The following is a 13,418-nucleotide window of genomic DNA, read 5'->3' as shown; positions in this document are numbered from 1 at the left end:
CGCTTTATCAACCTCAAGTTAACGTCAAAATCAACCCTTGTACTCAAAAGAATCCTTACTAGAATGCTGGATATGTAGTACGGCACACCTTTCAAACCTACTACATATAGTGCAAGAGAATATATTGCTGGCACAAAAAAGCCGGATTCACTTATATGAATCCGGCTTATGAAGCATGACTACCATGAGTTTGCAGACTCATAACAATTGTTAGCCTCACCATCATTTCTGACGGACTGATTGTGCCTGGCTTGGTTGGTTGTGTAAACCTTAAGTTATTTCGCAAAAGGAATTACTATGCTTATCCAGAAGAAGCGCATTAGAAACATTGACAACTACATCACAGCCTTTGATGGTAGAGATGTGTTTATCGCTCATGCTTTGCCAAACCAGCAAAAGAGTGAATCAATTGGTTTCACGTCAAGTCAGTCACTCGGTGAGGAAGTCCTTCCTCGCATCGTTGGTGCAATAACTCGTTTCAATGCCAATGGAAAATCAGTACCAGACAAAACTCTACCTAAAGAAACAGCTTATCGGCAAGTATCATGGACCTGGAAAAAGTGGGCTGGTAGAGGCGACACTGAAGAGGTCACAGAAACTCGAGAAATTGAATATCAACGTTACCAAAGAGTTTTTACTCCACCACCAAGTATCGAGTTGAAGATTGTAGAGAATTTGAATGGGGAAAAGTTAATAATTTCACCTAAGTTGACTTTAACGGATGAAAACAAAGCTCTTGTAACACATTGCGTTAACTTGTTTTTAGAGTTATTTGGTCTTTGCGAAGTTGTTGACGAGGAACTCAACACAATCGTCACCACTCAGTCTATAAAACTAAACTGGAGCCTACTTCCTCAAGGACAATTTCCTTGGACCGCAATTGGTTCACAAATTATGTCAGCGATCAAACCTAGAGGAAAAGGAAATGCTGCTGTTGTAGAGGGCAGACTTGAACTCATTAACAGCAAACAACCTGATTTTGTCGCTGTAGGAAGAGCTGGCTTCCAAGGTTATGTAATCTTTGGGTTCCCTAGCCACAATACTTACATATTGGAAAGCTCACAATGCAATAACGCAACCTATATTTTTAACAATAATTGGCAACAGTTATCCCAATTAACTAAGGGTGAGATATTAGATGCAAATTTGCACCACGCCAGAGTGATTCACCGAAGAAATTGGGCTGCTGAGATTCTCAGATACTTGCCTTAACATACAGCCGCGCGGGGGTCTTCCCCCGCATATTAATTCCAGCAATAGCAACCATTTAGCGCCGTGTTGGGCATACCAACATCAAGCGCCGTAGGCGTATCATCAGGGGGTTTGTCAGTTAACCGCTCTCTTATCGAGTACCGATCATTTATGGCTCGGTGAACACCACGGCAGAGCCAGCCCCTTTCCCGGACTGGTTAGGCTTCCCAACATTTGCTCGTTTATCCGTAGCGTGTCATCACGACAGGCTGTTACGGGACACCGCGCTAAGTGTGGAACGGTTAACGGTTCTGGAGTTATGCCAGGTATGCGGCTTTTTGTTCGTTGTTTTGCTGTCGCAGTAAGAACTTGGAACCACCGCCAGCGTGATGATATGCTCCCTTGTACCACTGACCAATCACGCGACAGGTGCGGGCGTAGAACAATGGGTAGTTTAAGTTGTACCTGCTTTAGCGGGGCAACGTAACTAACTGATAAATCATAACTTGTTGATTTATCAGGAGATTGGAGCGGGCGAAGGGAATCGAACCCTCGTATAGAGCTTGGGAAGCTCTCGTTCTACCATTGAACTACGCCCGCAACGGTGTGCGAGGAGCATTATAAACGTTACTCCTCGCCTGGCAAGCCTTTAGGCAGCTAAGTGATGATAAAATAACCGCTTAGCACTTCGGTTTGCTGCCCTGCGGCGGTAAATAGCGCAGCGGGTCGATAGCCGTGGCGCGATAGCGAATCTGGAAATGCAATCTCACCGAGTCAGCGTCCGAATTGCCCATGGTCGCTATCTGCTGGCCAATCTTCACGTTTTGACCGTTGTTTACCAGCAGCTTATCGTTATGCGCATAGGCGGTAATGTAATCTTCATCATGCTTAATCATCACCAGGTTGCCGTAACCGCGCAGCTGGTTGCCGACATAGACCACTTTCCCCGCCGCCGCCGCGTAGACCGGCTGGCCACGACTGCCTGCGATATCAATCCCCTTATTACCGCCCTCCGAGGTGGAGTAGCGCATCACCACCTTACCAGTAGCGGGCCAGCGCCAGCAGCGTTGACCTACAGCTGGCCATGAGGATTGCGGAACGGCGGAAGACGGCGTGACTTTTGCCGTTTGCGTCGTGCTGGATTTTTTGCTGCCGGAGGATTTCGTCGAGCCGTTTACCTTCAGTTTCTGGCCAACATTGATGTTATACGGCGGCGAGATGCCGTTAAGACGAGCCAGTTCCCCGACGCTGGTACCCGTCATACGCGAGATGCGCGACAGCGTGTCGCCTCGCTTAACGGTATAAACCGAGCCGCTATAGCTGCCTTCTGATTTGGATGCGTTTCCCGCACAACCAGACAGCGCAAGCCCGATAATCAGGCACATTAACAGACGTATTGGGGAAGAGAGTTGGCGTCCTGCTCGCAAAACGAATCCTCAGGTCATAAACGTTCGGGGGGCCTATGATAGCAGGCTCACGCTGGATACCAAACCATCAACACGGCGTGCTCGGAGGAAACGGGTAGCCTTCTGCCACCAGTTCCATCACCTGCGGGCACCAGTTTACCGCTGGGATTTTCACCATTGCGGGGTAGAAAATCTGTGGTGATGGGAACACATCCACAACGTAACAGTTCTTAAGCTTTTCAGCGCAGACCTCAGACGACGGCAGCAGCGTCGCGGCAGCAAGCCCTGATTCCAGCCAATCGAGGATCACCCCCGGCTGGGTGATATGCATAATCACCTTGGGGTTCACGCCCGCTTTACGGAACAGATCGATCAACATCTCGTAGGTGCCGGAATCTTTCGCCCGATGCAGCAGCACCAGCGGCAATGCCCCCAACGCGGTGTAATCAAACGGATTGTCAGGCGGCTCTGGCAGGCATGTTTTATTGACAACCGCCACCAGCTTCACCGGGTCGAACGACACGTAGTCGAACCCTTCGCTACGGTAGGGACGCTGAATAAACGCCAGATCGATAGCCCCTTCATTGAGCAGCATCTCCAGATGACTAGAGTCGGTTACCGAGATATTAACTTCAATTTCCGGATGGCGCTGATAAAGCGCCAGCAGCAGCGGCTTAAAATAGGACTGGAACAGATGGCTCATCCCAAAACGCAGCTGGAGCCGGTCTTTCTGCGCGATCTCCATCGTTTCCCTGGCGGTATCCTCCACCTGCCGCAGAATCTCACAAGCTTTCCGATAGAGGAAAAAACCCGCTTCGGTCGGCTCAATGCGATTGCCGTGGCGTAAAAACAGCGGCGTTTGCAGTTCGTCTTCCAGCTCCTGGATACGCTTGCTCAGCGGCGGCTGCGCCATGTTCAGCACCTTTGCCGCCTGGCTTATCGACCCTTGCTCTACCACTCGGCAAAAATACCGTAATCGCTTTAAATCCATGCCGTCTCCGCCCCCTATCCGCTTTGCTATAGTTTACGCACGAAGCCTGTGTTGTTGTAGCCACATCTTTTTGATCTTGCCTGACCAAGCGAAACGGTATTTGCCCCTTATTTCCGTAAGGAATAGGGTTAGTGCAGACATTATTTCCGATTATCAACAGGAACAAACCGTGAAAAATACAACAACCGTTCGCGACCTGCGCTCCGCGCTAGCGTTGCTGAAAACACTGCCAGGTGAATACGTTGAAACCGATACCGAAGTGGATCCGCATGCGGAGCTGTCCGGCGTATACCGTTACGTTGGGGCCGGCGGCACCTGCCAGCGCCCAACCCGCAAAAACGGCCCGGTGATGGTGTTCAACAAGATCAAAGGCTTTAACGACATCAGCGTGGCGATTGGCATCAACGGTTCCCGTAAACGCGTTAGCCACTTCCTGGACTGTCCGCCAGAAAGACTGGGCCATCTGCTGAAAGATTCCGTACAAAGCCCGATTCCACCGGTTTTGACCAATGAAAAAGCCGTGGCTCAGGAAGTCGTCCATTTGGCAACCGATGCCGATTTCGACCTGCGTAAACTGCTGCCTGCACCAACCAATACCGAAGAGGATGCGGGCCCGTACATCACCATGGGTCTGTGCTACGCCTCCGACCCGGAAACCCACGAATCGGATATCACCATTCACCGTCTGTGCGTCCAGAGTCGCGATGAGCTCTCTATGTGGCTGACGCCAGGCCGTCACATCGATGCTTTCCGCATGAAGGCAGAAGAGATGGGTCAGCCGCTGCCCATTTCCATCAGCATCGGCGTTGACCCGGCGATTGAAATTGCCGCCTGCTTTGAACCGCCAACCACCCCGCTCGGCTTTGACGAACTGAGCATTGCGGGTTCACTGCGCGGCCAGGCCGTCGAGATGGTGAAGTGCCTGACCATCAATGAAAAAGCGATTGCTCATGCGGAAATCATTATCGAAGGCGAGCTGCTGCCAAACGTGCGCGTTCGTGAAGACCAGAACACCAACACCGGCCGCGCGATGCCGGAATTCCCAGGCTATACCGGTGAATCGAAAGACGCGCTGCCGGTCATTAAAGTGAAAGCCGTCACCCATCGCCATAACCCTATCTGGCGCACCACCGTCGGTCCAGGTGAGGAACACGTCAACATGGCGGGTATCCCAACCGAAGCGAGCATTCTGGATATGGTTGGCCGCGCGATGCCGGGCAAACTGCTTAACGTCTTCGCCCACTCCGCAGGCGGCGGCAAGCTGCTGGCGGTCATGCAGTTCAAGAAATTCTCCCCGGCGGACGAAGGCCGTCAGCGTCAGGCGGCGCTGCTGGCATTTTCAGCGTTCCCGGAACTGAAACATGTGATTCTGGTCGATGAGGACGTGGATATCTTCGACAGTGACGACGTGCTGTGGGCGATGCAAACCCGCTATCAGGGCGATGTCGATACCATCACCATTCCGGGCGTACGCTGCCATCCGCTGGATCCGTCTCAGGTACCTGAGTACAGCCCAAGCATTCTCCAGCAGGGGATGTCCTGCAAAACGATTTTCGACTGCACCGTGCCGTTCCACCTGAAGCATCACTTTGAGCGTTCTAAATTCAAAGAAGTGGACGTGAAACGCTTTCTGCCGGACTTCGAGTAAGAGGAATAGACAATGACACCACGCATCATCATCGGCATCAGCGGCGCATCCGGCTTTCAATATGGCGTTAAGGCGCTGGAACTCCTTCAGCCACTTCCGCTAGAGGTTCATCTGGTCGTCTCCAAAGGCGCAGAAAAAACCTGTGAACTGGAAACGGATTTCCATCTGGATGAGGTGATGGCGATGGCTGACGTTGTCCATCCCATCGGTAATCTGGGTGCCGCTATCTCCAGCGGTTCCTTTAAAACGCTGGGGATGCTGGTCGCCCCCTGTTCGATGAGAACGCTGGGCGCCATTGCACATTGTCTTACCGATAACCTGCTGACTCGGGCAGCGGACGTGGTGCTCAAAGAGCGCCGTCGTCTGGTGCTGCTGGCGCGTGAAACGCCGCTCAACCTCGGCCATATTCGCAACATGGCCGCCGTGACTGAAATGGGCGGGATTATCTTCCCGCCGGTTCCGGCTCTCTATCAGCGTCCGCAAACGGCGGACGACATTATTACGCACAGCGTGAATCGCGCGCTGGATCTGTTCGATATCGACGTGGACAACATTCCGCGCTGGGGCGAAGGATCACTGCGCCACGACGGCTAGTGCGACCAAGGAAAATGCTCTCATGTTAATCGGTCCTTATGTAAATGGGTCTGCCGTGATTATCGGCGGACTGGTCGGCGCCATTGCCGGGGGAAAACTCCCGGACCGCGTGAAAACGGCGTTGCCAATGACCTTTGGGCTTTGCTCGGTAGGCCTGGGGATTACGCTGGTATTGAAAGTGAAATATATGCCTGCGGTGGTACTGGCGATGATCGTCGGCGCGCTGATTGGCGAATTGCTGCATCTGGAGCGCGGTATTGGTAAAGCAGCTGGGTCAACCCGCGGCCTTATCAACAAAGTCTTTCCACCAGTGCAGGGGTTAAGCCACGAAGAGTTCACCGAGAAGTTTGTGGCAATTCTGGTGCTATTTTGCGCCAGCGGCACAGGTGTGTTCGGGGCGATGACGGAAGGGATGAGCGGCGATCCGTCGATTCTGTACATCAAAACCATTCTGGATCTGTTCACCGCCGGGATTTTCGCCACCCTGCTTGGCTTTGCGGTGATGACCATCGCCATCCCACAGCTGGTGATTCAGCTGGCGCTGGCAATGCTAGCGGTATTCCTGATGCCAATGATCACCCCATCGATGATGGCCGACTTCTCCTGCGCCGGTGGGCTGCTGATGGTCGCTACCGGGTTGCGTATCTGTAACATTAAGCTTTTCCCGGTTGCTAACATGTTGCCAGGGCTTGTTTTGGTAATGCCTTTTTCCCATTTATGGGCTACGCTGGTCGCCTGAGTATATGGCCCGGCGGGTTTATGCCGGGTCATCATTATTCATTTTCAGGAGTTGTCATGGCAGGCGAACACGTCATTTTGCTCGATGAGCACGATCAACCTTCAGGCATTCTGGAGAAGTACGCCGCTCATACCCTCTCCACTCCTCTGCATCTCGCTTTCTCTTGCTGGTTATTCAACCAACGCGGGCAGCTTCTGATAACGCGCCGCTCCTTAAGCAAGGTCGCCTGGCCTGGCGTATGGACCAACTCGGTATGCGGTCACCCGCAGCAGGGCGAAACCTTTGAACAGGCGATTATCCGCCGCTGCCGTTTTGAGCTGGGCGTTGAGATTGTCGATATTACCCCCGCCGCCACCGAGTTCCGCTATCGCGCCGTGGCGCCAAACGGCATTGTGGAAAACGAAGTCTGCCCGGTCTATGCCGCGCGCGTGACCAGCGAAGTGAATGCCAATAACGATGAAGTGATGGAGTATCAGTGGTGTAAACTGGACGATATTCTGCAAGCGCTGGCGTTAACGCCATGGGCGTTTAGTCCGTGGATGGTGATGGAAGCGGCTGACGAAGAGGCTCGCCAGGCGTTTATTGCATTCGCTCATCGTTGAGCCTTCCCGGCGTCGCTGCGCTCGGCCGGGCTACAGGCCACCAGCCATAAAAAAACCCGGCATCGCCGGGTTTTTTGCATCTCGCTGTCGCGATTATTTCACCGGACGCATGGCCGGGAACAGAATCACGTCGCGGATGGTGTGGCTGTTGGTGAACAGCATGACCATACGGTCGATACCGATACCCAGACCCGCGGTTGGTGGCAGGCCGTGTTCCAGCGCGGTGACGTAGTCTTCGTCGTAGAACATCGCTTCGTCATCACCCGCTTCTTTGGCGTTAACCTGATCCTGGAAGCGCTGCGCCTGGTCTTCTGCGTCGTTCAGCTCGCTGAAACCGTTACCGATTTCGCGGCCGCCGATGAAGAATTCAAAGCGGTCAGTGATTTCCGGGTTCACGTCGTTACGACGAGCCAGCGGAGAAACTTCGGCTGGATATTCGGTGATGAAGGTTGGCTGAATCAGGTGCGCTTCCGCCACTTCTTCGAAGATCTCAGTCACGATACGGCCCAGACCCCAGCTCTTCTCTACGTGAACACCGATGCTTTCCGCAATGGCTTTCGCAGAGTCGAAGTTATCGAGATCGGCCATGTCAGTTTCTGGGCGATATTTCTTGATAGCTTCGCGCATGGTCAGTTTTTCGAACGGCTTGCCGAAATCGAAAGTCTGGTCGCCATAAGGCACTTCGGTGTGGCCCAGAATATCCTGCGCCAGCGTGCGGAACAGGGATTCGGTCAGTTCGATCAGATCTTTGTAGTCCGCGTACGCCATATAGAGTTCCATCATGGTGAACTCTGGGTTGTGGCGAACGGAGATACCTTCGTTACGGAAGTTACGGTTGATTTCGAACACGCGTTCGAAGCCGCCAACCACCAGACGCTTCAGGTACAGTTCCGGCGCGATACGCAGGTACATGTCCATATCCAGCGCATTATGATGGGTGATGAACGGACGGGCAGAGGCGCCGCCAGGGATCACCTGCATCATTGGGGTTTCCACTTCCATAAAGTTGCGGCCAACCATGAACTGACGAATACCCGCCAGGATCTGGGAACGCACTTTGAAGGTGTTACGGGAAGTATCGTTGGAGATCAGGTCCAGGTAACGCTGACGATAACGCGCTTCCTGATCCTGCAGGCCGTGGAATTTGTCCGGCAGCGGGCGCAGTGCTTTGGTCAGCAGACGCAGCTCGGTGCAGTGGATAGACAGTTCACCGGTTTTGGTTTTGAACAGTTTACCCTTCGCGCCCAGGATGTCGCCGAGGTCCCATTTCTTGAACTGCTCGTTGTAAACGCCTTCCGGCAGATCGTCACGCGCGACGTACAGCTGAATACGGCCGCCAACGTCCTGCAACGTCACGAAGGAAGCTTTACCCATAATACGGCGAGTCATCATACGACCGGCAACGGAAACTTCGATATTCAGCGCTTCCAGCTCTTCGCTGTCCTTGCTATCGAATTCAGCGTGCAGTTGATCAGAGGTACGGTCACGACGGAAATCGTTCGGGAACGGGATGCCCTGCTCACGCAGTGCAGCCAGCTTCTCGCGGCGTGCCTTCATTTCGTTATTAAGATCGACTACCTCGTCAGCGCCTTGTGCGTTTTGTTCAGACATGTTGGTTCCTCATAACCCTGCTTTCAGACTTGCTTCGATAAATTGATCCAGACTTCCGTCCAGTACCGCCTGCGTATTGCGGGTTTCAACCCCGGTGCGCAGGTCTTTAATACGGGAATCGTCCAGGACATATGAACGAATCTGGCTACCCCAGCCGATGTCGGACTTGGTGTCTTCCATCGCCTGTTTTTCTGCATTCTTTTTCTGCATTTCCAGTTCATAAAGCTTCGCTTTCATCTGCTTCATGGCCTGGTCTTTGTTCTTGTGCTGCGAACGGTCGTTCTGGCACTGCGTCACGATCCCGGTTGGGATGTGGGTGATACGCACCGCGGATTCCGTACGGTTAACGTGCTGACCGCCCGCGCCGGATGCGCGATACACGTCGATACGCAGATCCGCCGGGTTGATTTCGATATCGATATCGTCGTCAACTTCCGGGTAAACAAACGCGGAGCTAAAGGAGGTGTGGCGACGGCCGCCGGAGTCAAACGGGCTCTTACGGACCAGACGGTGAACGCCGGTTTCCGTACGCAGCCAGCCGTACGCATAGTCGCCGGAGATTTTGATGGTCACGGATTTAATCCCGGCCACGTCCCCTTCGGACTCTTCAATAATTTCGGTTTTAAAGCCACGCGCTTCTGCCCAACGCAGATACATACGCTCGAGCATGCTTGCCCAGTCCTGCGCTTCAGTACCGCCAGAACCTGCCTGGATATCGAGATAGCAATCGGCGCTGTCATACTCACCGGAGAACATACGACGGAATTCCAGCTGTGCCAGCTTCTCTTCCAGGGTATTGAGTTCTGCAACGGCTTCGTTGAAAGTCTCTTCGTCGTCGGCTTCTACAGCCAGTTCCAGCAGGCCGGAAACATCTTCCAGACCCTGAGACATTTGATCGAGGGTGTCGACAATCGCTTCAAGCGAGGAACGCTCTTTGCCCAGCGCCTGTGCGCGTTCGGGTTCGTTCCAGACATCCGGCTGTTCCAGCTCGGCGTTTACTTCTTCCAGACGCTCTTTCTTAGCATCATAGTCAAAGATACCCCCTAAGAACGTCGGAGCGCTCCGTGAGGTCCTGAATGCGATTATTTACCGGGTTTATTTCAAACATGGTCTATTTTCTTTTAATGGACGAGAAAAATGCGGTTATAAGAGCGGAATCTTAGCGGATTCCCACTCTTAATTACAGTATAAGAGATGCTAAATCGGCCAGAGATGATCGATGATAAGCTGCAGGGTTCGGTTGCCGCGATATTCATTGATATCCAGACGGTAAGCCAGCGTCACTTCGCGCACGCCATTATCGGGCCACACGGCGGTATCAACGTTAAACGCAATGCCGTCCAGCAGCGGGCCGCCGCCGATCGGTTCGACCATCACCTTCAGGTGGCGTTCGCCGACCAGACGCTGTTGCAGCAGGCGAAAACGCCCGTCAAACAGCGGCTCCGGGAACATCTGCCCCCACGGCCCGGCTTCACGCAGCATCTGCGCCATCTCCAGCGTCATCTCCTGCGGGCTGAGCTCGCCATCCGAGAGAATTTCTCCCTGCAACAGCGCCGGGTCCAGCCATTCGGTGACCAATTCGCCAAAGCAGCGCTGGAACTCTTCGAAGCGTTCTTCTTCCAAAGAGAGCCCCGCCGCCATCGCGTGGCCGCCGAACTTGAGCATCAAACCTGGATGCAGCGTATCCAGACGCTCCAGCGCATCGCGCATATGCAGCCCCTGAATGGATCGACCAGAACCTTTCAACTGACCGTTGCCCGCTGGGGCAAAAGCAATCACCGGGCGATGGAAACGCTCTTTAATGCGAGAGGCCAGAATGCCAACCACGCCCTGGTGCCACTCGGGGTGATACATCGCCAGCCCGCCCGGCAGTTCGGCGCGGCTGCGCTCGAGCTGTTCGCACAGGGTCAGCGCTTCTGCCTGCATCCCCTGCTCTATCTCTTTACGCGTCTGGTTCAACGCATCCAGTTCGTTTGCCAGTACGCGAGCTTCGCCGAGGTTATCGCACAGCAGCAGCGCCACGCCGACCGACATATCATCCAGACGACCGGCCGCATTCAGGCGTGGGCCCAGCGCAAAGCCAAGATCGCTTGCCACCAGCTTCGCCGCCTCGCGGTTAGCAATCTCCAGCAGCGCTTTAATCCCCGGGCGACAGTAACCGGCACGAATGCGGCTCAGCCCTTGCCAGGTCAGGATGCGGTTATTGGCATCCAGAGGCACCACGTCGGCAACCGTCCCCAGCGCGACGAGGTCGAGAAACTCGACGATCTTCGGCGCGGGGATCCCACGCTTTTCGAACCAGCCTTTCTCTTTCAGGTGGTTACACAGCACCAGCATCAGATAAAAAGCCACGCCTACGCCCGCCAGGGATTTTGACGGGAACGGGCAGTCGACGAGATTCGGGTTAACCATCGCATCCGCCTTGGGCAGCGTTTCGCCTGGCAGGTGATGATCCGTCACCAGCACGCTGATCCCCAGGTCATGCGCATGATCGACCCCGGCATGGGACGAGATCCCGTTGTCCACCGTCATGATCATCTGCGCGCCGCGAGCGTGGGCCTGATCGACCACTTCCGGGCTTAACCCGTAGCCGTCCTCAAAACGGTTCGGCACCAGGTATTCGACGTTGTGGCAGCCCATCGCCCGCAAGGCGAGCACGCTCAGTGCAGTACTGGTCGCGCCATCAGCATCGAAGTCACCCACCACCATGATGCGCAGCGCATTTTCAAACGCGTCATGCAGCATCTCGACGGCTTTTTCCACGCCCGTCAGCGAGCGCCAGTGCAGCATGCCTTTCAGGCCGCGCTCCAGATCGTCCGGGGTTTTCACCCCACGGCTGGCATACAGACGGCGCAGCAGCGGCGACAGTTCGCCTGGCAGCACGATTGAATCATCCACCTCACGGCGGCGAAGTTGAGTCTGTGGTTTCACGCGAATTATTTACCGCTGGTCTGTTTCTGGTGTTCGTCGAGGAAGGCTTTCATCTCTTTCGGCCCCTGATAGCCCGGAACGACGTAGCCGTCGTTGAGCACGATAGCCGGAGTACCGTTCACGCCGAACTGCACGCCGAGCGCATAGTGGTTGGCAATGTCGATATCGCAGGTGGCGGCCTGAACGCCTTTGCCGTTCATCGCATCGTCAAACGCTTTGTTGCGATCTTTGGCACACCAGATGGATTTCATATCCTGTTCAGCCTGGCTCTGGACACCCTGGCGCGGGAAGGCCAGATAGCGCACGGTGATCCCCAGCGCGTTGTAGTCTTTCATCTCTTCATGCAGCTTGTGGCAGTAGCCACAGGTGATGTCGGTAAAGACGGTAATCACATGTTTTTCCTGCGGCGCTTTGTAGACAATCATCTCTTTTTCCAGCGCGTTCAGATGGGTCATCAGCAGTGCGTTGGTGACGTTCACCGGCTGTGCGCCGCTGACGTCATACATTGGCCCCTGAATAATGTGCTTGCCGTCATCGGTGACGTACAGCACGCCGCTGTTGGTCAGGACGGTTTTCATCCCGGCCACCGGCGCCGGCTGAATATCGGTGCTCTGCACGCCCAGTTTCGCCAGCGACTGCTTGATAGCGGCATCGTCAGCGTGCGCCAGGCCGGAAAATGCCGCCGCCAGCAGGGTGAACATCATTAAACCTTGTTTCATAAACTGTCCTTTTAAATCAGCATCATGCTCGTGGATGGTGCTGTTGATGAAGTTGTCGCAGCCGCTCTGTCGCGACGTGCGTATAAATTTGTGTGGTCGACAAATCGCTATGCCCCAACAGCATTTGTACGACACGCAGATCCGCGCCGTGGTTCAGCAAATGCGTAGCAAAAGCGTGGCGTAGCACGTGCGGTGACAGCTTCTCGCTGTCGATACCCGCCAGCTGGGCATAGTGCTTAATGCGGTGCCAGAAGGTCTGCCGAGTCATCTGCTGGGCACGCTGACTGGGGAACAGGACGTCAATCGCCACGCCGTTAAGCATCCAGGGGCGGCCGTGCTCCAACCAGTTCTCAACCCAATAAACAGCCTCTTCGCCGAGCGGCACCAGACGCTCTTTATTACCTTTACCGATCACCCGAACCACGCCCTGACGCAGGCTGATATCACTCATCGTCAACCCCACCAGTTCAGAAACGCGCAGGCCGGTAGCATACAGCACTTCAAGCATAGCCTTATCGCGAAGCTCCAGCGGCTGATCGACCAGCGGTGCTTGCAGCAAACGCTCTACCTGCGCTTCGCTGAGATCTTTCGGTAGCCGCTGGGGGAGCTTCGGTGACGCCAACTGGGCGCTAGGATCGTCCGGGCGGAATTTTTCACGATACAGATGCTGGAAGAAGCGTCGCATGGCGCTCAGCAGCCGTGCGGTGCTGGTGGCTTTATAGCCCCCTTGCTGACGTTCGGCGAGCAAATTTTGCAGGTCGTCGCTTTGCGCTGTTTCCAGCGAGAGCTCGCGGTGCGCCAGCCACTCCACCACCATGGTCAAGTCACGGCGGTAGGCGCTCAGGGTATTTTCAGCCAGATTGCGCTCCAGCCATAGCGCATCGAGAAACTGTTCGATTCGTGCAAGATCCTTATCCACCTCGGCCCCTCTGCGTGTTAAATCAGCACCATTATGCCTGAATTAGCCCCCTTTCTGGTACACTGGG

At 54.6% G+C, this 13,418-nt stretch carries 12 protein-coding genes and 1 tRNA gene; 5 read left to right on the top strand and 8 right to left on the bottom strand.

Annotated elements, in window-relative coordinates; all coding sequences use genetic code 11:
* Positions 1 to 297 precede the first annotated feature (297 nt).
* Positions 298 to 1,212, top strand: a complete 915-nt coding sequence (locus V6944_RS10230) for a hypothetical protein (RefSeq protein ID WP_180557079.1) — start codon at positions 298 to 300, stop codon at positions 1,210 to 1,212.
* A gap of 505 nt (positions 1,213 to 1,717) precedes the next feature.
* Here V6944_RS10230 and V6944_RS10225 read toward each other — a convergent pair.
* From V6944_RS10225 to V6944_RS10215, 3 genes are all read right to left on the bottom strand, one after another.
* Positions 1,718 to 1,791 (bottom strand) — tRNA-Gly (locus tag V6944_RS10225).
* A gap of 80 nt (positions 1,792 to 1,871) precedes the next feature.
* Entirely contained in the window at positions 1,872 to 2,618 is a 747-nt protein-coding gene (gene actS / locus V6944_RS10220) for an amidase activator ActS (RefSeq protein ID WP_442910728.1), read from the bottom strand.
* A 67-nt stretch (positions 2,619 to 2,685) separates the two neighbouring features.
* Entirely contained in the window at positions 2,686 to 3,588 is a 903-nt protein-coding gene (locus tag V6944_RS10215; protein ID WP_333498860.1) for a LysR family transcriptional regulator, read from the bottom strand.
* A 169-nt stretch (positions 3,589 to 3,757) separates the two neighbouring features.
* Between V6944_RS10215 and V6944_RS10210 the strand changes: the two genes are divergently transcribed.
* From V6944_RS10210 to idi, 4 genes are read left to right on the top strand one after another with little or no spacing between them, the layout of a single operon-like run.
* A complete protein-coding gene (locus V6944_RS10210; RefSeq protein ID WP_333496566.1) occupies positions 3,758 to 5,236 on the top strand; it encodes a UbiD family decarboxylase in 1,479 nt (492 codons plus the stop codon).
* Between the two features lie 12 nt (positions 5,237 to 5,248).
* Complete coding sequence (locus tag V6944_RS10205; RefSeq protein ID WP_333498859.1) at positions 5,249 to 5,830, top strand: UbiX family flavin prenyltransferase; 582 nt, start codon at positions 5,249 to 5,251, stop codon at positions 5,828 to 5,830.
* Positions 5,831 to 5,852: 22 nt separating this feature from the next.
* Positions 5,853 to 6,569 carry a DUF554 domain-containing protein gene (locus V6944_RS10200; protein ID WP_333498858.1) on the top strand — a complete coding sequence of 239 codons (717 nt, stop codon included), beginning with the start codon at positions 5,853 to 5,855 and terminating at the stop codon, positions 6,567 to 6,569.
* 56 nt (positions 6,570 to 6,625) lie between these two features.
* Positions 6,626 to 7,171: an isopentenyl-diphosphate Delta-isomerase gene (gene idi / locus V6944_RS10195; protein ID WP_333498857.1), complete on the top strand. Its 546-nt coding sequence runs from the start codon at positions 6,626 to 6,628 to the stop codon at positions 7,169 to 7,171.
* A 93-nt stretch (positions 7,172 to 7,264) separates the two neighbouring features.
* Here idi and lysS read toward each other — a convergent pair whose 3' ends face one another.
* The 5 genes from lysS to xerD all read right to left on the bottom strand — a co-directional run bounded on the left by lysS (position 7,265) and on the right by xerD (position 13,351).
* Positions 7,265 to 8,782: a lysine--tRNA ligase gene (lysS, locus tag V6944_RS10190; protein WP_220439507.1), complete on the bottom strand. Its 1,518-nt coding sequence runs from the start codon at positions 8,780 to 8,782 to the stop codon at positions 7,265 to 7,267.
* Between the two features lie 9 nt (positions 8,783 to 8,791).
* Positions 8,792 to 9,890, bottom strand: a protein-coding gene (gene prfB, locus V6944_RS10185) for a peptide chain release factor 2 (protein ID WP_333498856.1) whose coding sequence is annotated in 2 segments (ribosomal slippage) — positions 8,792 to 9,814 and positions 9,816 to 9,890 — 1,098 coding nt in all. Because the reading frame shifts where the segments join, the coding sequence is not laid out codon by codon here.
* Positions 9,891 to 9,979: 89 nt separating this feature from the next.
* Positions 9,980 to 11,713, bottom strand: coding sequence for a single-stranded-DNA-specific exonuclease RecJ (gene recJ / locus V6944_RS10180; protein WP_333498855.1), 1,734 nt, complete (start codon positions 11,711 to 11,713; stop codon positions 9,980 to 9,982).
* A gap of 5 nt (positions 11,714 to 11,718) precedes the next feature.
* Complete coding sequence (dsbC, locus tag V6944_RS10175; RefSeq protein WP_333496560.1) at positions 11,719 to 12,432, bottom strand: bifunctional protein-disulfide isomerase/oxidoreductase DsbC; 714 nt, start codon at positions 12,430 to 12,432, stop codon at positions 11,719 to 11,721.
* Positions 12,433 to 12,454: 22 nt separating this feature from the next.
* Entirely contained in the window at positions 12,455 to 13,351 is an 897-nt protein-coding gene (gene xerD, locus V6944_RS10170) for a site-specific tyrosine recombinase XerD (RefSeq protein WP_185669859.1), read from the bottom strand.
* Positions 13,352 to 13,418: the final 67 nt, after the last annotated feature.

Origin of the sequence: Kluyvera sp. CHPC 1.2972, assembly GCF_036759925.1 — a bacterium.
Classification (GTDB): Bacteria; Pseudomonadota; Gammaproteobacteria; order Enterobacterales; family Enterobacteriaceae; genus Kluyvera.
The sequence above is the reverse complement of the archived record's forward strand: the minus strand, read 5'-3'. Positions and strand labels throughout refer to the sequence as shown.

Excerpts from the sequence above, each read along its gene's own strand:
- V6944_RS10205 (WP_333498859.1), top strand. The coding sequence starts at position 5,249 with ATGACACCACGCATCATCATCGGCATCAGCGGCGCATCCGGCTTTCAA.
- idi (WP_333498857.1), top strand. The coding sequence starts at position 6,626 with ATGGCAGGCGAACACGTCATTTTGCTCGATGAGCACGATCAACCTTCA.
- V6944_RS10230 (WP_180557079.1), top strand. The coding sequence starts at position 298 with ATGCTTATCCAGAAGAAGCGCATTAGAAACATTGACAACTACATCACA.
- dsbC (WP_333496560.1), bottom strand. The coding sequence starts at position 12,432 with ATGAAACAAGGTTTAATGATGTTCACCCTGCTGGCGGCGGCATTTTCC.
- lysS (WP_220439507.1), bottom strand. The coding sequence starts at position 8,782 with ATGTCTGAACAAAACGCACAAGGCGCTGACGAGGTAGTCGATCTTAAT.
- V6944_RS10200 (WP_333498858.1), top strand. The coding sequence starts at position 5,853 with ATGTTAATCGGTCCTTATGTAAATGGGTCTGCCGTGATTATCGGCGGA.
- V6944_RS10215 (WP_333498860.1), bottom strand. The coding sequence starts at position 3,588 with ATGGATTTAAAGCGATTACGGTATTTTTGCCGAGTGGTAGAGCAAGGG.